This window comes from Geothrix sp. SG200 (assembly GCF_022808935.1).
GTDB lineage: Bacteria > Acidobacteriota > Holophagae > Holophagales > Holophagaceae > Geothrix > Geothrix alkalitolerans.
Window position 1 is genome coordinate 58,289 of sequence record NZ_JAKZFR010000002.1, and the last position, 18,584, is coordinate 76,872.

Annotated in this window: 18 protein-coding genes; 4 read left to right on the forward strand and 14 right to left on the reverse strand. The window is 68.2% G+C overall.

The annotated features are described in order from the left end of the window. Positions 1–46: 46 nt before the first annotated feature. The 6 genes from nudC to ML539_RS05630 all read right to left on the reverse strand — a co-directional run bounded on the left by nudC (position 47) and on the right by ML539_RS05630 (position 3,915). Positions 47–829 (reverse strand): NAD(+) diphosphatase, encoded by a 783-nt coding sequence (gene nudC, locus ML539_RS05605; protein ID WP_243321482.1) that lies wholly within the window; start codon positions 827–829, stop codon positions 47–49. Positions 830–853: 24 nt separating this feature from the next. Then, positions 854–1,087, reverse strand: a complete 234-nt coding sequence (locus ML539_RS05610) for a hypothetical protein (RefSeq protein WP_243321483.1) — start codon at positions 1,085–1,087, stop codon at positions 854–856. A gap of 62 nt (positions 1,088–1,149) precedes the next feature. Continuing rightward, complete coding sequence (locus ML539_RS05615) at positions 1,150–2,256, reverse strand: hypothetical protein (protein ID WP_243321485.1); 1,107 nt, start codon at positions 2,254–2,256, stop codon at positions 1,150–1,152. A gap of 1 nt (position 2,257) precedes the next feature. Further along, complete coding sequence (locus ML539_RS05620) at positions 2,258–2,527, reverse strand: MoaD/ThiS family protein (RefSeq protein ID WP_243321487.1); 270 nt, start codon at positions 2,525–2,527, stop codon at positions 2,258–2,260. 62 nt (positions 2,528–2,589) lie between these two features. Further along, positions 2,590–2,808, reverse strand: coding sequence for a hypothetical protein (locus ML539_RS05625; RefSeq protein ID WP_243321490.1), 219 nt, complete (start codon positions 2,806–2,808; stop codon positions 2,590–2,592). Positions 2,809–2,925: 117 nt separating this feature from the next. Further along, entirely contained in the window at positions 2,926–3,915 is a 990-nt protein-coding gene (locus ML539_RS05630; RefSeq protein WP_243321492.1) for a malate dehydrogenase, read from the reverse strand. Positions 3,916–4,091: 176 nt separating this feature from the next. Here ML539_RS05630 and ML539_RS05635 point away from each other — a divergent pair, with 176 nt between their 5' ends. Then, positions 4,092–7,142, forward strand: coding sequence for a ligand-binding sensor domain-containing diguanylate cyclase (locus tag ML539_RS05635; protein ID WP_243321495.1), 3,051 nt, complete (start codon positions 4,092–4,094; stop codon positions 7,140–7,142). 3 nt (positions 7,143–7,145) lie between these two features. On the opposite strand, the gene mtgA is transcribed toward ML539_RS05635, so the two are convergent. Continuing rightward, positions 7,146–7,871, reverse strand: a complete 726-nt coding sequence (mtgA, locus tag ML539_RS05640) for a monofunctional biosynthetic peptidoglycan transglycosylase (RefSeq protein ID WP_243321497.1) — start codon at positions 7,869–7,871, stop codon at positions 7,146–7,148. Positions 7,872–7,926: 55 nt separating this feature from the next. On the opposite strand from mtgA, the gene ML539_RS05645 reads away from it, so the two are divergent. Then, positions 7,927–9,075, forward strand: coding sequence for a hypothetical protein (locus tag ML539_RS05645; protein ID WP_243321499.1), 1,149 nt, complete (start codon positions 7,927–7,929; stop codon positions 9,073–9,075). An 85-nt stretch (positions 9,076–9,160) separates the two neighbouring features. On the opposite strand, the gene ML539_RS05650 is transcribed toward ML539_RS05645, so the two are convergent. The 4 genes from ML539_RS05650 to ML539_RS05665 all read right to left on the reverse strand — a co-directional run bounded on the left by ML539_RS05650 (position 9,161) and on the right by ML539_RS05665 (position 13,775). Next, positions 9,161–9,397, reverse strand: a complete 237-nt coding sequence (locus ML539_RS05650) for a cysteine-rich CWC family protein (protein ID WP_243321501.1) — start codon at positions 9,395–9,397, stop codon at positions 9,161–9,163. A 70-nt stretch (positions 9,398–9,467) separates the two neighbouring features. Beyond that, positions 9,468–9,818, reverse strand: coding sequence for a DUF2200 domain-containing protein (locus ML539_RS05655; protein ID WP_243321503.1), 351 nt, complete (start codon positions 9,816–9,818; stop codon positions 9,468–9,470). Between the two features lie 150 nt (positions 9,819–9,968). Then, the gene (locus tag ML539_RS05660) at positions 9,969–10,385 is read right to left on the reverse strand and encodes a hypothetical protein (RefSeq protein ID WP_243321504.1); all 417 of its coding nucleotides are present in this window, start codon (positions 10,383–10,385) and stop codon (positions 9,969–9,971) included. A 162-nt stretch (positions 10,386–10,547) separates the two neighbouring features. Beyond that, a complete protein-coding gene (locus ML539_RS05665; RefSeq protein ID WP_243321506.1) occupies positions 10,548–13,775 on the reverse strand; it encodes a S41 family peptidase in 3,228 nt (1,075 codons plus the stop codon). Between the two features lie 275 nt (positions 13,776–14,050). Between ML539_RS05665 and ilvA the strand changes: the two genes are divergently transcribed. Beyond that, complete coding sequence (gene ilvA, locus ML539_RS05670; RefSeq protein WP_243321508.1) at positions 14,051–15,589, forward strand: threonine ammonia-lyase, biosynthetic; 1,539 nt, start codon at positions 14,051–14,053, stop codon at positions 15,587–15,589. Positions 15,590–16,019: 430 nt separating this feature from the next. Here the strand turns inward: ilvA and ML539_RS05675 are convergent, their stop codons facing one another. Genes ML539_RS05675 through ML539_RS05685 form a run of 3 tightly spaced genes read right to left on the reverse strand, consistent with a single transcriptional unit; the run spans position 16,020 to position 17,619 of the window. Further along, positions 16,020–16,727, reverse strand: coding sequence for a 16S rRNA (uracil(1498)-N(3))-methyltransferase (locus tag ML539_RS05675; protein ID WP_279341524.1), 708 nt, complete (start codon positions 16,725–16,727; stop codon positions 16,020–16,022). Next, entirely contained in the window at positions 16,724–17,257 is a 534-nt protein-coding gene (locus ML539_RS05680; protein WP_243321511.1) for a GNAT family N-acetyltransferase, read from the reverse strand. Before ML539_RS05680 ends, ML539_RS05675 begins: the two co-directional genes overlap by 4 nt. A gap of 5 nt (positions 17,258–17,262) precedes the next feature. After that, on the reverse strand, positions 17,263–17,619 hold the full coding sequence (locus ML539_RS05685; RefSeq protein ID WP_243321512.1) for a TfoX/Sxy family protein: 357 nt from the start codon (positions 17,617–17,619) through the stop codon (positions 17,263–17,265). Positions 17,620–17,680: 61 nt separating this feature from the next. Between ML539_RS05685 and ML539_RS05690 the strand changes: the two genes are divergently transcribed. Continuing rightward, positions 17,681–18,583 (forward strand): bifunctional enoyl-CoA hydratase/phosphate acetyltransferase, encoded by a 903-nt coding sequence (locus ML539_RS05690; protein ID WP_243321514.1) that lies wholly within the window; start codon positions 17,681–17,683, stop codon positions 18,581–18,583. The last annotated feature ends 1 nt before the right edge of the window (position 18,584 follow it).

Here is an 18,584-nt window from a genome sequence, read left to right on the forward strand (position 1 = left end):
AACGCAGAGAAAGACGGAAGGGCGGGAGCGATCCCGCCCTTTGCTTTCATCCGTGTGAATCCGTGTTCATCTGTGGCTGATCCGTCTTTCCCGCCACGGCCGCATCCAGCATCCACCTCGCGATGCTGAGGGGGGCGGGCAGGTCGGGGAGGGCATCGAGGCGGAACCAGCGGGCGTCCTCCAGTTCGGCGGGATCGGGCCGCAGCTCGCCGTCGAGGTGGTCGGCCAGGAAGGCCACCATGAGGCCGTTGGGGAAGGGCCAGGGCTGGCTGCCGAAGTAGCGCAGGCGGTGGACGCGGATGCCCAGCTCCTCGGCCACTTCGCGGTGGACGGCCTGCTCCAGGGATTCGCCGGGCTCGGTGAAGCCGGCGATGGCGCTGTACACGCCGGGCTTGAAGTGGGGCGAGCGCGCCAGGGCCAGCTCCCGCGCCGCCCCTGCCCCGCGCTGGATGAGCACGATGATGGCCGTGGCGTTGGAGGGGAACACTGTCCGCCCGCAGGCCGGGCAGCGGCGGCCATGCCCTGCCTCGGGCCCTTCGCAAGGCTCCAGGGCCGTGGCGCAGCTCCCGCAGAAGCGGTGTCCCGCCGCCCACTCCAGCCACTGGCTGGCCCGGCCCGCCCGGGCCCATGCCTCCGGGTCCATGCGCGGGAAGGCATCGCGCAGGCCCACGGCCTCCACGCCCTCGGGCACCGGATGATCCTCGGCCACCCTCAGCGCCAGATGTCCCTCCGGCAGGCGGAGCTGAAGCTCCGCCTCGACCTCGGGAAGAACCGCCTCTGGCGCAAGCCAGAGGCGGTTCCCCTGGAAGATGATCCGCCGTTCGCTCACGCCGCCTCTCTCCGGGATCAGGCCTTAGTGCCGGTCACGCCCCTTGCGCTCCCGCCCCTCGCGCTTCTGGTGACCTTTGTGCTTGCTGTGGTCCCGCTCACGGCTGGGCCTCCGCTCGGCTCGGCGGCCGTCCCGGCTCGGCGCGGGGCTCTTGGAGAGGCCCAGGGGATCCGGCAGGCCCAGGGGGTTGGGGAGCTGCGCCATCAGCAGGGTGCCGCCGAACATCAGGGCGGCCAGGGTGCGGGCCATTCGGGTCACGGATTCTCCGGGAAGCGGCGGGCGGAGGGTCCGCCGCGCCAGTCGTCCATGGTACCCGGCCGCTACACGAACAGCACCGCATGCACCGGCGGCAGGTGCTCCGCGAGCGTGATCCAGTCATCGCCGCTGTTCTCGCTGATCCACACGGAACCCGTGGTGGAGCCGAAGGCCAGGCGCTCGCCGCTGTCGTCGAGATCCAGCCCGTGGCGGTAGACCAGATCGTAGGCCCAGGATTCGGGCAGCCCGCGACCCAGCGTCTCGAAGGTTCGGCCGCCGTCGCGGGTGCGGTTCACCACCACGCGGCCCTCCACGGGGATGCGGCGCTCATCCTTGATGGCGGGCACGAACCAGGCCGTGTCGGGATCCTTCGGATGCACCACCACGGGGAAGCCGAAGACCGAGGGCTTGACGTTCTTGATCTCGGTCCAGGTCATGGCGTCGTCCGTGCTGCGGAAGATGCCGTTGTGGTGCTGGACCCACCAGACGTTCGGCGCCCCGGGGCACTGCACCATGCGATGCGGGTCCTGGGATTCCGGCGCCTCCACCAGCTCCGGCGGCGCGTAGTCGGCGCGCATGCCCTTGGTGTGGGCGGTCCAGGTCTTCCCCAGGTCCTTCGTGCGCCACACGCCGCCGCTGGAGACGGCCACCGCCACGCGGTTCCCGTCCCGGGGGTCGACGAAGATGGAGTGGATGCCGGGCGAGTCGGCGCCCCCGCCGGCCCACTTGCGGCGCTCCGGCATGTGCCAGAGCGATTCCACCAAGTGCCAGGTGGCGCCGGAATCCTCGCTCCAGAAGAGGCCGCCCGGCAATGTGCCCGCCCAGAGCAGGCCCGGTTGCGAGGCCAGCCCCGGGGTGAGGCACCAGAACCGGATGAGGCGCCAGGGGATCTCCCGGCCCAGGAAGTCCTTCTCCACATGGCCCTCGGGCGGGGTGGGATAGGCGGGCACGCCGACCTCCTCCCAGCTAGCGCCGCGATCCTTCGATCGGTGCAGCTTGGCCCCGAAGTGGCCGTGGTCCAGGGCCGCGTACCAGGCGCCGTCGCGGGGATCCTGCATGGCCAGGGAGACGTTGTCGCCCAGGAAGGACACGGATTCCAGGTCCCAGACACCCCGCTGGGTGCGGCGGGCGGAGAAGAGCCCCTTTCGGGTGGAGATCAGCAGCTGGTCCATCTCAGCCTCCGGAAAGGGCCTGCATGACGTAGATCTCGCTGGCCTCGGACACGGAATCGCTGAGCCCCCAGCGATCCGTGATGGGCGCGCCATCCACGAAGACGGCCATGTGGAACCTCAGGGCGCCATGCTCATCCAGCACGTAGCCCCGCAGCCTCGGATACAGGGTGAAGGCCGCCTCCAGGCTCTCCCGCACCGTGCCGCCCACCACCGCGCATGGCGGGCAGGCCACGTGGCGCTGGAGGTTGCGGGTGAAGGCGACATGGGCCATGCGAATCCTGGAAGCCCGGCCACTGTCCTCCAGGGATTTCTACCTGTCAAGACACGAAAGGTCTAGTCGAACCAGTCCGGATCATCTTTCGGTTCGCCTTTCCTGGCGGACTTCCTCCTGGCCGCCTCGAGTTCGGCTTGGGCGGCCACGAATTCCTCGTCCTCCAGCCGCGTGGGATCAGGCAGGGGGTGTCCGGCCAGATCGTGCAGCGGCGCCGCCCGCCGCTCCACTCCGACGATCCGGCTCCAGGGCTTCTTGCGCCGTTCGACCTGTTCGATCATGGTCCACCTCCGGCTCAAACCAAGCATAGGTTCCAGACCCCGGTTCGCCATTGTAAAAAAGCGCAGGGGGATCGCTCCCCCCGCGCTTCCACTTGGTTTCCCTGCTGAAGGGGATTCCTACTTGACCAGGCCCAGGTCCTTCACAGCCTGGCGCTCCTCTTCGAGCTCCTTGGCGGTGGCGTCCATCTTGGCGCGGCTGAAGGCATTGATCTCCAGGCCCTTCACGATCTCCACCTGACCGTTCTTCACGGTGACGGGGAACCCGTAGACCAGGCCCTCGGGCACGCCGTAGCTGCCGTCGGAGGGGAAGGCCATGCTGGTCCAGTCGCCTTCGGGGGTGCCCAGGGCCCAGGAGCGCATGTGGGCGATGGCGGCGCTGGCGGCGCTGGCGGCGCTGCTGAGGCCGCGGGCCTCGATGATGGCGGCGCCGCGCTTGGCGACGGTGGGGATGAAGGTCTTCTCGTACCACTCGTGGTCATTGACCAGCTCGTAGGCGTTCTTGCCGTCGACGGTGGCGTGGTAGAGGTCTGGGAACTGGGTGGTGCTGTGGTTGCCCCAGATGGTCATCTTCTGGATGGCGGTGACGGGCTTGCCGGTCTTCTCGGCGAGCTGGGAGATGGCACGGTTGTGGTCCAGGCGCACCATGGCGTGGAACTGGCTGGGCTTGAGCTTGGGCGCGTTGGACAGCGCGATCAGGGCGTTGGTGTTGGCGGGGTTGCCCACCACCAGCACCTTCACGTTGCGGCTGGCCACTTCGCTCAGGGCCTCGCCCTGGGGCTTGAAGATGCCGCCGTTGGCGTTCAGCAGGTCGCTGCGCTCCATGCCGGCCTTGCGCGGCAGGGCGCCCACGAGCAGCGCGTAGTCCGCATCCTTGAAGGCGACCTTGGGATCATCGGAGGTGACGACGCCCGCCAGCAGGGGGAAGGCGCAATCCTTGAGTTCCATGACCACGCCGTTCAGCGCCTTCAGGGCCGGGGTGATCTCCAGGAGCTGCAGGATCACCGGCTGGTCCTCGCCCAGCATCGCGCCACTGGCAATGCGGAAGAGGATGCTGTATCCAATCTGGCCGGCTGCGCCGGTCACGGCCACGCGAACGGGGGGCTTCATGAGATTCCTCCTGAAAGATGGTTCATTCTATACCTCGCGCTGACACTGAAAACCGACAGGTCGGGAATCCGTGATCTAGATCCCCCCACTGGTCAGTCCCATGGAAAGATTCGGCCATCCCACCAATAGGAAAGATCCGGCGTCCATCATCCGATAGGATGGAATCTGACCGTTCCATGCGCCTCCTCCTCCACCTCGCCCGCCTCCTCCTGCTCGCCAGCCTCGCGCTGGACGCTCCGGCTGCAGGCCTTCCCGTCTCCGGGCGGATGGTCTTCCGAAGCTACGGCCCGGCGGAGGGCCTGGAGCACACGAGCCTCAGCACCATCGCCCAGGACGCGGAGGGCTTCCTCTGGGTGGGGACTGAAGGCGGCGCCTACCGCTTCGATGGCACGGGCTTCCGCTTGTGGAGCCTCCCCGAAGGCCTGCCCTCGGCCTGGGTCCGTGCGTTCGGCCCCAACGAGGACGGCAGCCTCTGGATCGGCACCCGAGCAGGCCTCTGCCTGCTGCGCCAGGGCCAGATCCAGACCCTCGACCCCGCAGATCCCCTGGCCAGGGCGCAGATCCACCAGATCCTGCTCGACACCCAGGGCAGCGTCTGGGTCGCCGCGGAGTCGGGGCTGTTCGAGAGCGAGGATGGCGAACCCCACTTCAAGCCGGCCCCAGGCTGGCCGGGCGGCCCAGCCTATTCGCTGGGCCTGGACGGCGAGACCCTCTGGGTGGGCGGATCATCCGTCCTCTACCAGCGCGGCGGAGATGGCACCTGGAAGGCCTGGTCGGCCCACGAAGGGGTGCCCGCCGAGCAGGTGAAGGCCCTGCTGAAGACCCGCTCGGGCACCCTGTGGGTTCGGACTCCCAGCCAGCTGCGCGTGCTCGCCCCCAAGGGCACGCGCCTGACCCTTCCGGCTCTGGGTCTCCCACCCCTGGGCGTCAGCTTCTACGAGGAGTCCCTCTGCCCCGACGGCGACGGCGGCGTGTTCGTCCCCACCGCCAAGGGCCTGCTCCACTTCACCGATCGCTCCTGGAGGATCCTGGACGAAAGCCGCGGGTTGCCCTCGGGCTGGGCCAACCAGGCCTTCGTCGACGCCGCGGGCAACCTCTGGGTGGCCAGCCTGGGGCTGCACCGTCTCCTCGGCCGTGGCGCCTGGGAGAACTTCACGCGGCTGGACGGCCTGCCGGCGGACAACATCTGGGGCCTGCTGCGGGACCGCTCCGGCGTGCTCTGGGTCGACACCAGCGGCGGCCTCGCCCGCATAGAGGCCAAGGGCCCGGCACCCTTCCCCGCAGCGGCAGGGCTGGTGCTCTACGCGCTCAGGGAAAGCGCGGATGGGTCCATCTGGGGGGCCGGTGAGCACCCCTTCCTGGTCCGCATCAGCCCGGATCGGTCACGGCTGACGCGGATCCAGCTGCCTCCCTCGAAGGCTCCGGCGCTCCCTGTGGCACTGCTTTTCGACCGGCACGGCGACCTGTGGGTGGGAACCACTCATGACGGCCTGTGGCGCGTCTCGGATCCCGCCGGTCATCCCGAATTCCACCGGGCGGAGATCCCCGGGACCACCGCGGAGGACGCCATCACCGCCCTTCACGAGGACGCCCAGGGCCGCCTCTGGGCGGCGACAGGACAAGGACTGGCCCGCCAGGACGGCGACACCTGGCGGACCTGGGGGCCAGACATCGGCCTCCGGCCAGCCCCCCTCGCCGCCCTGGCGCCCCTGCCCGACGGAACCGCCTGGGTGGCCTACCGGGAGCCCATGGGGCTCACGCTCGTGGACCTCCGGGGCGAGGCACCCAGGGTGGTGCGGCACTGGACCCGCAAGGAGGGCCTCGCCAGCGATTCGGTCTACAGCCTGGCGACGGATGCCGCAGGCCGCCTGTGGGTGGGCGGTCCCCGGGGCGTCCAGTGGGTGGATGGGACGGAGCACCGCCTGTTCAGGCGGGAGGACGGCCTGACGAGCACGGACTGCAATCCGTTCTCCACCTGGGTGGACGCGGATGGAGGCGTCTGGTTCGGCTCCACGGCGGGACTCCTCCACCACAGCCCCGAGCGGCGGTTCCAGGCCCAGAATCCGCCTTCGACCCTCTTCGTCTCCTTCCGGCTGGGGGACCGCCAATGGAGCCACCCTTTCGCGGGCCCCGTGGACCTGGGACCCGTGCCCTACGGGAACCGCACGCTGGCCGCCCACTTCACCTCCCTGACCTTCGAACACGAAGGGCGGATCCGCTTCCAGTCCCGCCTGACCGGCCTCGACGAGGGCTGGGTGGACATCCCGACCCAGGACCTCCGCTACCAGGCCCTGCCGCCCGGCCCCTACCGGCTGGAAGTCCGGGCCCTGCTGGATGACGGCACGGCCGGTCCCGTGGCCGCCGTGACCTTCCTGGTGCTGCACCCATGGTGGCTGCGCTGGTGGGCCTGGCCCGTCTGGGGCGGCCTGGCCGTGTGCGCTGGGTTGATGGCCTTCCGGTGGCGGTTGCGCCTCCTGGAGAAGCGCAACGAGGAACTGAAGGTCCTGGTCTACCAGCGCACCGAAGCCCTGGAGCTGAGCAACCTCGCCCTGGCCACCATCTCCACGACGGACCCCCTCACGGGCCTGCGCAACCGGCGCTACCTGGAGGAGGAGCTGCCCCCGGTCATCGCTCTCGTCCTGCGCGCCCAGCGCGACCACCTGGCCGCGGAGCACAGCGCCAGCGAGACCTGCCTCGTCTTCGCCATGATCGACCTGGATCACTTCAAGCGCGTGAACGACACCTGGAGCCACGCCGCGGGCGATCTGGCCCTGAAGCAGGTGGCGGACGTCCTCCGCCACGAGGCCCGCGAGTCCGACTTCCTCATCCGGTGGGGCGGCGAGGAGATCCTCTTCGTGGGCCACACCGCCGATCTCGACGGCGCCGCCACCGTGGTGGCGCGCCTCCACCAGGCCATCCGGGAGCACGCCTTCAACCTGGACCTGCCGCAACCCATCCAGATCACTTGCTCCATCGGCTTCTCGCTCTTCCCCTTCCAGTCAGACCACCTCGAGGCCGCCTCCTGGGAGGACCAGGTGCGCGTGGCCGACCGCTGTCTCTACGCCGCCAAGCGCTCCGGCCGGGACGGCTGGGTGGGCGTCGCGGCGCATTCCGGCCTGCCGGAGGGCCTGGCCCAGCGCTTCGATCAGGGCCCCGCCCTCTGCGCCCAGGCCGGCGCCGTCGAGCTGCGCCACAGCCCCCGCGAGGGGGATCTGGTGTGGCACTGAGGCCTACAGCTTCGCCTCCATCTCCTTCACCATCTGCTCACCGCCCAGCTGCCGCATCTGGTTCAGGATCCAGGCCTGGCGTCCCCGGACGTACTCGCTGGGTGCATTCGCGCGGAACTTGCGGGGGTTGGGGAGCACGGCGGCCAGCAGGGCCGCCTCGCCGGGCGTGAGGCGCTTGGCGGGCTTGCCGAAGTAGGTGCGGGCCGCGGCCTCGGCCCCGTAAACACCGTCCCCAAACTCCACGATGTTCAGGTAGACCTCCAGGATCCGCTTCTTCGACCAGCCCAGCTCGATCATCAGCGTGAACCAGGCTTCCGCGCCCTTCCGCGTCCAGGAGCGGCTGTTCCACAGGAAGAGGTTCTTGGCCGTCTGCTGGGAGACCGTGGAGGCGCCGCGCTTCTTGCGGCTGTGCTCGTTGTGCTGGACGGCCTTCTCGATGGCGTCCCAGTCGAAGCCGAAGTGGTCCGGGAAGTTCTGGTCCTCGGCGGCGATCACCGCCGCGCCCAGGCTGGGCGAGATGTCCTCCAGGGGCACCCAGCGATGATGGGAGACATAGGGCCTGCCGCTGGACCAGGATTCCACCCGGCGCTGCACCATGAGGGCCGACACGGGCACGGGCACGAAGCGGAACACGGCCACCAGCACCACGCTGGCCCCCAGGAACAGGCCCAGCATCCAGCCCAGGACCACCAGGATCCGTCTGCCCCACCCGCGCTTCTTCTTCGCCATCCCTCCAGGATGCCAGCCCCGCCGCCCTGTGGCATCCTCGCAGGCGGAGGAAGGCATGAGCGAAGCCCTGACGGGACCCGAACTGGTGGCGCTGGTGCGGCGGGTGTTCCAGCCGCGGCCGGAGGACAAGGCCCTGGCCATCCTGGTGGACCTGCCGGACCTGCACGTGCCGGACGACGCCGGCTGGATCGAGCGCCGCGCCATCGCCCAGGCCTGGGCTGACACGCTGAACGCCCACCGCCATGAACTGGGGCTGGAGACCCGGCTGGTGGTCTACCCCAACGTCCACACCAACAACGGCGACCTGCCCGAGCGCGCCTGGATCCACGCCGGCGGTCCCCTGCCCTCCGCCGATTCGCTGGACCCCGCGGCCTCCGTGAGCTTCGCCGAGCTCTACGCTGGCCACCCCATCCTCATCGCCCTCACGAAGTTCTCCGCCACGGCCCCCCTCAAACTCGCCGCGAAGACCCACCCCATCCGCGCCGCCACCATGCCAGGCTTCCGCTCGGACATGATCCCCGCCCTGCGCCTGGACTACACGGAGGTGAACCGCCGCGTGAACCTCCTGAAGGAGCTGCTGGACCGGGCCGAGGGCGCGGCCTTCCGCTTCGGCACCCCCGACGGCCCCTGCGAGCTCTTCGTGGACCTGCGCCACCGCACGGGCCACGCCTCCGGCGGCCTGCTGCCCGCGCCAGGCGCGGCGGGGAACCTGCCGTCGGGCGAGGCCTACATCGTGCCCTACGAGGGCGAGCGTGACGGCGATCCCAGCCGAACGGCGGGCGTGATGCCCGTGCAGTTCGGGGCTGAGGTGGTGCGCTACCGCCTCGAGGGCAACAAGGCCCTGGAAGTCGTCTCCGAAGGGCCGAAGTCCCGGGAGGAGGCCGCCCACCTCGCCAAGGAGCCCGCCTACGGCAACCTGGCCGAGCTGGGCCTGGGCGTGCTCGCCGCCTTCGGCGTGAAGCCCATCGGCGAGATCCTCCTGGACGAGAAGCTGGGCCTCCACCTCGCCTTCGGCCGCAGCGACCACTTCGGCGGCCAGGTGGGACCGAAGGACTTCAGCGGCCCCGAGGCCGTCATCCACATCGATCGCGTCTATGTACCCGAGACTCAGCCCGACGTGAAGGTGCTGTCCGTGGATCTCGCGATGGCCGACGGCAGCGCCGCGCCGCTCATGCGGGATGGAGCCTACACCGTCGGATTCTGATCCCATGCCGCAGGGAGTTTTGCCACGGATGAACACGGATAGACACGGATGAAAGCCAGCGCGCCTGATCGGTGTTCATCTGCGGTCATCCGTGGCTGACTTCCTTACGTGGCGGCGCCTCGGCGCAGCGGCGGCAGAGACAGACCACGTTCCGGAGTTTCTCGGGGACCAATGCCAGCGAAGCCGGGTTGAAGGTGGCGGTGGTGCACCAGCAGGGCGCGTCCAGATGGCCGCAGGCGGCGGGGGCACATCCGTTCGGCCCGCCGCAAAGGGGGCAGGTCTGTCTCTGGGCGGCGGTCAGGCTCTGGTCGTCGAGGGGCATGGTCGGAACTCGGAATGGCGGTTCAGGGACGCAAGGTGGCGATGGTGGCCTGCAGGCGGGCCACCCCCTTTTACTGGCGCAAGATCTTGTCCATGGATCTGCCCTTCGCGAGCTCGTCGATGAGCTTGTCGAGATACCGGATCTTCTGCGTGATGGCGTCCTGGATGTCCTCGACCCGAACGCCGCACACGACCCCCTTGATGTGAGAACTGTTCGGGTGGATCGCCGGGGCCTGGTCGAAGAAATGCTGGAAATCAATATTGACCGCGGCGTGGTGGCGGAGCTGCTCGCGGCTGTAGCCCGTCAGCCAGCAGATGATGGTGTCCACCTCCTCCTTCGTCCGGTTCTTGCGCTCGGCCTTCTGCACGTACAGCGGATAGACCGTCGTGAAAAGCAGCTTGGAGATTTCGCGAGGGGGCATGGGGAGTCTCTTGGTTCGATCGTTTCAGGGATGCCTGTCGAATGAGGCTAAACGGACCCGCCTGCACCGAGACGCTGAGCGGAGCCGAGGTAGCGAGATGCTGAGAGAGAGCGAATGGCAATGCAGGCGGGTTCTGGCTTGAGCGGGAGGTTAGGCGTCTGCATTTGAATCGCCATTCTGGCTTGAAGTGTGGAATGCCATGGTGATGATTGACGGAAAAATAAAGCCCTTGAGATAGGAGAGCGGATGCCTACCCAGGGTGAAATCGACGGGCAGTTTCCCGAAGTGCGCCCAATAGTGCGTCGCAACAAGCCCGGTGATAGCGGCCCACATTCCATACAATGCCCAGCGTTTACCAAAGACGACGAGCAATAAACTGAGAGTAATCATTACTCGAAGGACCGATTGCACGTATTCGAATGTTGTATGCGTACTAGTTCCAACACTTAAATACAGATCGCACAGGGTATAAATGTGGTAACAGATCAGCAGTCCGGCGAGAATAAAGATGATCAGGCGCCGGAATAACAGAAATCGGCTCGTCTTCATTTTAGGCAGTGTGCTCACTTCGGCCCTCCTTTCTACAGACGCCTAAGTTCCTTTAGACGGAGATGAACGAAGAGGACGCTATTGGGATCACTCTCCCACCACCGTCCTTCCTCGTCCATCGCCAGCTGCCTTGTCTTTTCTTGGTGCCTTGGTAGTGATCCTTCTTTTACCGCGAACGGCTCATCGCTTCGGATACGCCGGCACCGCGGGGAAGGCAGGTGTGGGGTTGTCGCGCAGCTGCTTCAGCAGGGCCTCGATGCCCACTTCGAGCTGGCGGTCGTGGCCCTGCAGGAGGCTCGCGGGGTCGTTCTCCACGGTGAGGTCGGGGTCGGCGCCGTGGTTCTCCACCCACCACTTTCCTTCACGGCCGTAGAAGCCGTTGTTGCTCTGCTCGACGCGGCCGCCGTCCAGGGTGAGCTGGGTGTTGATGATGCCCACGAGGCCGCCCCAGCTGGGCACGCCCACGATGGTGCCGAGCTTGCGCGCCTTCACGTGCTCGAGGAAGGCTTCGCCGTCGCTGCCGTTCTGCTCATTCGTGAGGAAGACGTAGCGACCGTCGCTGGCGGTGCCGGGGTAGCGGAAGGGCCCCATGCCGCGCAGCACGTTGAAGCCCACCTGCTTGCGCTCCAGCTTGTCGATCATGAAGAACTCGGTCCAGCCCCCGCCGTTGCCGCGCACATCGATGACGATGCCCTTCTTGTAGCGGAAGGCGCGCCAGTACTTGTCGAACTGGCCGATGTTCTGGTCGCCCATGGCCGTGAGGTGCATGTAGCCGAGCTGGCCGTTGGAGGCCTTGTCCACGGCGGCGATGTTGCCGGCCACCCAGTGCTCATAGCGCAGAGATCCGTCATTGGGGACGGGTTCGACCTCGATGATGCGGGCGCCATCCAGGGTGGGCTTCGCGTTCACCGTCAGCGTGACCTTCTGGCCCTTGATGACCTGGAGGCGGGACTCGATGGCCTCGGGAGCCTTGAGGGGCTTGCCGTCGATGGCTAGCAGGTAGTCGCCCTCCTTCACCTTGGGCGCGGGATCGGCCAGCGGCGCCTTGAGGTCGCGAGCGTAGGCCGTGGGGCCATAGACCTTGGTGAAGCGGTAGACGCCGTTCTCGGCCTTGAAGTCGGCGCCGAGGAACCCCGGGTGGACCGGACTGGGCGCCAGCTTGGCCGGGCCCAGGTCGCCGCCGGACACATAGGTGTGGCTCACGCACAGCTCGCCCACCATCTGGCTCAGCAGCCAGTTCAGCTCCTGGCGGGAGTTCAGCTCAGGCAGCCAGGCGCGGAACTTGGCGCCGATGGCGTTCCAGTCGTTCCCGTTCATGTTCGCGTCATAGAAGAAATCCCGGTACCAGCGCCAGGTGTCCTCGAAGATCTGCCTCCACTCGGCCCGGGGGTCGGCGATCATGATCATCCGCTCCAGGTCCAGCTTCTCGGGCAGGGCCTTGGAGGTGAACACAGCCGCGGCCTCGCCCACGTGGAAGTTCGGCCCCTTGCGGAGGAGCAGGCGCTTGCCCTCGGCATCGAAGGTCCAGTCACTGACGGCGTCATTCAGCACCACCTCCTTGTCCTTCTTGGCGGAGGCGTCATAGAGGTGCAGCTTCCACTTGTCGGCGCCGCGGGGTGCGTAGAACTCCTCCACCACGTTGTCGTCCCAGCCCCCGACCTCGTCCCAGCCGACGATGCCGCGGCCGGCCTTGAGGTGGAAGAGGTTGCCGGGCTTCACAGGCAGGGGCGCGATGCGGTCGGACAGCCCGGCCACATCGATGCGGAAGGCGGAAGCGCCCGAAAGCGAAGACACGGCGGAGGTCTTGTCATCACCGGCCCGCAGCTTCACCGCCATGACCTGCACCGGCGCGGACTGGATGTGGTTGTCCTGGCTGGGATCGAGCTGCGTGTGGAAGTTGCTGTAGCTCAGGAAATAGAGGGTGCTGCCGTCCTGGTCGAAGGCGGGGTTCACGCAGTCGTAGAACCCGTCCGTGAGGGCCACCTTCTGCTTCGTGGCGAGGTTGAACAGGATGATGCGACCGTTGCGGCTGGGCTCCACCACCGAGTAGGCCACCCACTGGGAGTCCGGCGCCCAGGTGTAGTCGCTCACCTCCCAGGAGAACTGGTCGTTCTTCAGGTCGTGGAATTCGTCCACCTTGGTGAGCTTCTTCGTGGCCACGTCCATGACGTAGATGGCGAAGCTCTTGTCGCCGAAGAGGATCTTCGTGCCGTCCGGACTCCACGTCAGGTGGTAGAGGGCGGTCTTGAGACCTGTGGGGATGCGCTCCGCCGCGCCGCCCTCCGCGGGCTGCACGTAGAGGTCGTAGTCGCCGCTGGCGTCGCTGAAATAGGCCACGCGCTTGCCGTCCGGCGACAGGCGCGGGAAGCGCTCGCGCACGCCCGGCGTCTGCGTGAGGTTCTTCGCAGGCTTCGCCGCGTCCGTGGGGAGCAGGAAGACCTCGCCCCGGGCCTCGAAGACGGCGGTCTGGCCCGTCAGGCTCATGGCCTGGATCCACTCCTTGGGATTCACGGGATGGCGCGCCACCTTCCAGCCGTCGCTGGCGGTGGTGACGGGTACGGCATGGACGGTCTTCGTGGCCAGGTCCAGGGCCTGGAGGTATCCGCCCTGTTCGAAGACCACCGTGCGGCCGTCCGTGCTGGGCTGCTGCACGTCGAAGTCCTTCAGGTCCGTGAGCTGCTCCACAGCCTTGGTGGCGGGATCGACCGCATAGAGGTTGGTGATGCCGTCGGCGCCGCGGTCGGACTCGAAGAGCACCTTGCCGTCCGCCCAGATGGGGGCGCCGTTGCGGCCCACGTAGTCCGTCAGCTTCGTGAAGCCGCCGGTCTTCAGGTCCGCCAGCCAGAGGTCCTGGTGCAGGCCGCCCTTGTAGCGCTTCCAGTAGTACTCGACATGCCCCTTGGAGCTGTAGGCCAGGCGCTGGCCATCCGGCGACAGCGTGCCCTGGACGGCCCGCGGGACCGCGAGGGCCGCGGGTTCGTGGCCTTCCAGATCGACGGTGAAGAGCCGCTCGATGGGGCGGCGGTCGTACCCGCCGAGGGCCTTGACCACCACCTGGAGGCTGTCCGGCGTCCAGCCCTGCACGGAGGCGTACCCACTCCAGGTGAGGCGCTTCGGCGTGCCGCCCTCGGCGGGCATGACATAGGCTTCGGTGACCCCGTCGTACTGGGCGCTGAAGGCGATCCACTTGCCATCGGGGCTGAAGCGGGCCGCGGTCTCCACGCCGGGATGCGATGTCAGGCGGCGGGCCGCGCCGCCCTTGAGGGAGCCCAGCCAGAGGTCGCTTTCCCAGGTGAAGACCACGCGATCGCCATGCACATCCGGCGAGCTGACGAAGCGGGGCGCGCGGTCCTGGGCCACGAGGGCGCAGGCCACGAGAAGCACGGCGGAAGCACGGAAGCGCGGCATCAAAGACTCCGGTGAAGGGTGGATCACTATACATCGCTTCACGAGGAGGGAGCGAGCCCCACGTGGACGAAGTCCCGAATCGCCTTGTGGCGCCTGGAAATCGATGCTAGGTTGACCTTCCAACAGGCTTTCCATGTTCCACGCCGGTCCCGCCATCATTAGCGCCGCCAACGCGATCATTCCGTCGCGCGAGGGGGCATAGGCCGGATCCGATCCACGATTCCAAGCCCCCCGCACCGCAAGGTCGGGGGGCTCTTCTTTATTCAGGAGTACCCATGAGCCCAGACACGGTCCAGCCTCCCCAGGATCTCCTCGAGCGCATCCTCACGGCCCTGGTCTACGACGTGGCCATCGAGTCGCCCCTGGAGGCGGCGCCTCGGCTGTCGGGCCGGGTGGGCTGCCCCGTGTGGCTGAAGCGCGAGGACCTCCAGCCCGTGTTCTCCTTCAAGCTCCGGGGCGCCTACAACAAGATCGCCCAGCTTGAGCCCTCGGAGCGGGCCAAGGGGGTCATCGCCGCCTCCGCGGGCAACCACGCGCAGGGCGTGGCCCTGGCCGCCCGGAAGCTGGGGTGCGAGGCAGTGATCGTCATGCCCGTGACCACGCCCCGCATCAAGGTGGATGCTGTGCGGCGCCTGGGCGCGGAGGTCGTCCTCCACGGGGACTCCTTCGACCAGGCCTACGCCCACTCCCAGACCCTCATGGCTGCCGAGGGCAAGGTCTACATCCACCCCTACGACGATCCCGACGTGATTGCGGGCCAGGGCACCATCGGCCTGGAGCTGCTGCGCCAGATGCCCCGGGGGCTGCGGGCGGTGTTCGTGCCCGTGGGCGGCGGAGGCCTCATCGCCGGCATCGCCGCCTACCTCAAGCGCCTCCGGCCGGAGATCCGGATCATCGGCGTGGAGCCCGCGGACGCGGACGCCATGACCCGCTCCCTGGCAGCGGGCCACCGGGTGAAGCTGGAGCGGGTGGGCCTCTTCGCGGACGGCGTGGCCGTCAGCCAGGTGGGCGCCCTGCCCTTCGAGCTCTGCCGGCAGCACGTGGACGAGATGGTGCGGGTGGACACCGACGAGATCTGCGCCGCCATCAAGGATGTCTTCGAGGAGACCCGGTCCATCCTGGAGCCCTCCGGGGCCCTGGCCCTGGCGGGGCTCAAGGCCTGGGCGGCCCACCAGGGTGCGGATCCCGACGGGGGAAACCTGGTGGCGATCCTCTCCGGCGCCAATGCCAACTTCGACACCCTCCGCTTCGTGGCCGAACAGGCTGAACTGGGCGAGAAGCGGGAGGCCATTCTCGCCGTCACCATCCCAGAGCGGCCCGGCAGCTTCAAAGCCTTCTGCGAGCTCATCGGCGCCCGGTCCGTCACCGAGTTCAACTACCGCCTGGCGGATCCGGACCGGGCCCACATCTTCGTGGGGCTGCAGGTGGCGGACCGCTCGGAGATCGAACCGCTGCTGGCGCGCCTGCGGGCCGAAGGCTTGGAGGCCCGGGACCTGAGCGACAACGACATGGCCAAGTTCCACGTGCGCCACATGGTGGGGGGCCGCGCGCCCTCGGCCACCCACGAGCGGCTCTACCGCTTCGAGTTCCCCGAGCGGCCCGGCGCCCTGCTCCGCTTCCTGGAGCGCATGAGCCGCGGCTGGAACATCTCCCTCTTTCACTACCGCAACCACGGCGCCGACTACGGCCGCGTCCTGGCCGGCATCCAGGTCCCCCCCGAAGATCAGGCCGCCTTCCAGGCCTTCCTGGACGGCCTGGGCTACCAGTTCGTGGATGAAGGGGAGAACCCGGCGTACCGGCTGTTTTTGGGCTGAGCCTGAGGTCTATCTCAATACGAAGAGGAAAGGATTCACCGCCAAGGGCACCAAGAATACTCCTACCTGATTATCGGGAAGAGTCACCCTGAAAGATCAAACCGCGAATAACGCGAATGGGCGCGAAACGCGGCGAGGATGGGCCGCCTGGGCCTTCGGCCCCCAGTCGCGCGGTGCGCGGCTGGCCACGCGCAGGGCGGGCATGCCAGCTCTTGAAGGCTGTCGGGCCCGCCCTGCGTGTAGAGGCGGAAGCTCGGTCGTTCGCCATTCGTGCGCCCGCAGGGCGATTCGCGTCATTCGCGGTTACCTGCTTTTCAGGCTGAGTGAGGCCGATAGCCCAGTACTCGTATTTTAAGTGTGCGTTTACAGCTCTTGGGTCCTTGGCGACTTGGCGGAGATCATTTTCTCAAACGTACGTTCTCAAGCCAGATCAGAACAGCTTTCCCACCAGCGCCGCCAGGGCGGTCTCGGTGCGGAGGATGCGGGGGCCGAGGTCCAGGGGCTTCAGGCCGGCCTTGAGGAGGCTCTGCACTTCGGCCTCCACCCAGCCGCCCTCGGGGCCGATGGCGAGGGTGACGGGGGCCGCCAGCACCTTCGGCGCAGTGGCGCCGGTTCCGGGATGCGCCATGAGGCCCGTGCCGCCCGCCAGCAGATCGGGCAGCTCGTCCTCTACGAAGGGGCGGAAGAGCCGCGCCAAGCGCAACTCCGGCAGCACCGTGTCCTTGGCCTGCTCCAGGCCCAGGATCAGCTGCTCGCGCAGGTTCTCGGGCTTCATCCTGGGGCTGGCCCAGTAGGCCTTCTCCACCTTCCAGGCGTTGAGCAGCACGATCCGCGCCGCGCCCAGGCTGGCGGCGGCCGCCACCACGCGGTTCAGGACTTTGGGTCGAGGCACCGCGACGAGCAGGTTCAGCGGCAGCTTGGGCGGCGGCGCCTGGTCCAAGGTCAGCTCCAGCTCCAGGACCTCGCCGTCCAGGCGCAGCACCCGGCCCCGGCCCATCTTCCCGTTCAGCAGGCCCACGGCCAGCTCGGCGCCAACACCGGCACGATGGACCTCGCGGACATGGGCCAGGCGCCGACCCGCGAGGCGGGCCCGATCCGGGGCCACCATGTCCTCCGGCAGCAGCAGCACCAGGTTCAAGGCAGGTCCCGGCCCAGGTCCAGGGCCAGGATCAGGTCGCGGTCGACCTGGTTCCCGATCTGGAAGACATGGTCGCCGACTTCGCGGAAGCCGCTGCGGGCGTAGAAAGCCAGGGCCTTGTGGTTGTTCTCCCAGACACCCAGCCAGAGGACGTCCGCGCCCCAGGCTTGCGCCATCTCCACCGCCTCCGCCATCAGGGCCGCGCCGCGGCCCCCGTCCTGGGCCGCGCGCAGCACATAGATGCGCTGCAGCTCCACCGGACGCTCGCCGGGGACACCCGGCTCCCGGTGGCCCAGGCGCAGCTGGAGGAAGCCCATGGGCACACCCTCGACCTCCAGGATCCTGGCGGGCCGGGCCGGATCCTCCAGCTCGGCCTGCTGGATGGCCTCACCGTAGGCGGTCGCCAGGAAAGCCTCCAGGTCCGGGCCGGAGGTGTGCTGTTCGAAGGTCTCGCGGAAGGTGCGGGTCGCGAGGTCGGCAAGGATGGCGGCGTCTTCCGGGGTGGCGGGTCGGATGGCGATGGCAGGCATGGACGCTAATTTCGCTTGGGGTTGGAGCGGGGGCTCGTCTTGGCGCGGGCGGCCACGGCGATGGCCTTGGCCATCCAGACCGCGAGCTGGTCCGGGTCCTCCAGCACCTCGACAGGCAGCTCGTAGTACTGCATGGGCCGCGCGGGATCGCCGAAGGGCATGAAGGGCCCCATGCCGGCGGCCTCGAAGTCGGGGCGGTTCGTGTCGTCCGCCTTGAAGTAGAGCGTGTCCTCCGCGGCCAGGGCGAAGGCGCGTCCGTCGGCGAAGAAGCAGAGACCGCCGAACATCCGCCGGGAGTCCACGGGGCGGATCCGCCCCATCTGCTCCAGGAGGTATGTGCGGTAGCTCACGGAAACGGCCATGGCGACATGGTACTCTCCTCGCGGCACCGCCGGGACGCCCGGCGTTTTCACAGGATCCCCCATGCGGATCAACACCCTAGACGATCTCCTCCGCGCCGTGAAGGACCGCCCCCGCAAGCGCCTGGTGGTGGCCTGGGCCAATGACGCCCACACCCTGGAGGCCGTGAACGCCGCCGTGGAAGCCGGATTGGTGGAGGCCATCCTCGTGGGCGACGAACCCGTGATGGTGAAGGTCTGCGGCGAACAGGGCATGGCGAAGGAGCGCTTCCGCATGGTCCACGCCGCCTCGGACACCGAGGCCGCGGACAAGGCTGTGGCCATGGTGCGCTTCGGCGAGGCGGACCTGCTGATGAAGGGCCTGCTCAGCACCGAGAAGTACATGAAGGCCATCCTGAACAAGGACCAGGGTCTGCTGGACCCCGGCGCCATCCTCAGCCACGTGACCGTGATGGAGCACCCGGGCCATCCCAAGCTGCTCATCGCCGGCGACGTGGCCGTGATCCCCGAACCGGAGTTCAAGGAAAAGGTGGCCATCCTCGGCTACCTGGTGCGGACCGCGAAGGCCCTGGGCGTCGAGATCCCCAAGGTGGCCGTGCTGGCCGCCTCCGAGCAGGTGCAGCCGAAGATGCGCGCCAGCGCCGAGGCCGCCCTGCTCTCCAAGATGGCTGACCGCGGCCAGATCAAAGGGGCCCTCGTCGACGGGCCCATGGCCCTGGACGGCGCCATCGACCCTGAATCCGCGCGCATCAAGGGCATGACCGGCCCCGTGGCGGGCGACGCAGACTGCCTGCTCTTCCCCAACCTGGAGGCCGGCAACACCTTCTACAAGGCCGGCACCAAGCTGGGCGGCGCGGAGATCGCCGCCGTCGTGGCCGGAGCCCGGGTCCCCTGCGTGCTCAGCAGCCGGGGCGACACCGCCAAGACCAAGCTCAGCTCCATCGCCCTGGCGGCCCTGCTGGCTTAAA

Excerpts from the sequence above, each read along its gene's own strand:
- ML539_RS05665 (WP_243321506.1), bottom strand. The coding sequence starts at position 13,775 with ATGCCGCGCTTCCGTGCTTCCGCCGTGCTTCTCGTGGCCTGCGCCCTC.
- ML539_RS05655 (WP_243321503.1), bottom strand. The coding sequence starts at position 9,818 with ATGCCCCCTCGCGAAATCTCCAAGCTGCTTTTCACGACGGTCTATCCG.
- ML539_RS05620 (WP_243321487.1), bottom strand. The coding sequence starts at position 2,527 with ATGGCCCATGTCGCCTTCACCCGCAACCTCCAGCGCCACGTGGCCTGC.
- ML539_RS05685 (WP_243321512.1), bottom strand. The coding sequence starts at position 17,619 with ATGGCCGTTTCCGTGAGCTACCGCACATACCTCCTGGAGCAGATGGGG.
- ML539_RS05635 (WP_243321495.1), top strand. The coding sequence starts at position 4,092 with ATGCGCCTCCTCCTCCACCTCGCCCGCCTCCTCCTGCTCGCCAGCCTC.
- ML539_RS05650 (WP_243321501.1), bottom strand. The coding sequence starts at position 9,397 with ATGCCCCTCGACGACCAGAGCCTGACCGCCGCCCAGAGACAGACCTGC.
- ML539_RS05615 (WP_243321485.1), bottom strand. The coding sequence starts at position 2,256 with ATGGACCAGCTGCTGATCTCCACCCGAAAGGGGCTCTTCTCCGCCCGC.
- ML539_RS05625 (WP_243321490.1), bottom strand. The coding sequence starts at position 2,808 with ATGATCGAACAGGTCGAACGGCGCAAGAAGCCCTGGAGCCGGATCGTC.
- ML539_RS05630 (WP_243321492.1), bottom strand. The coding sequence starts at position 3,915 with ATGAAGCCCCCCGTTCGCGTGGCCGTGACCGGCGCAGCCGGCCAGATT.
- mtgA (WP_243321497.1), bottom strand. The coding sequence starts at position 7,871 with ATGGCGAAGAAGAAGCGCGGGTGGGGCAGACGGATCCTGGTGGTCCTG.
- ML539_RS05645 (WP_243321499.1), top strand. The coding sequence starts at position 7,927 with ATGAGCGAAGCCCTGACGGGACCCGAACTGGTGGCGCTGGTGCGGCGG.
- ML539_RS05680 (WP_243321511.1), bottom strand. The coding sequence starts at position 17,257 with ATGCCTGCCATCGCCATCCGACCCGCCACCCCGGAAGACGCCGCCATC.
- ilvA (WP_243321508.1), top strand. The coding sequence starts at position 14,051 with ATGAGCCCAGACACGGTCCAGCCTCCCCAGGATCTCCTCGAGCGCATC.
- ML539_RS05690 (WP_243321514.1), top strand. The coding sequence starts at position 17,681 with ATGCGGATCAACACCCTAGACGATCTCCTCCGCGCCGTGAAGGACCGC.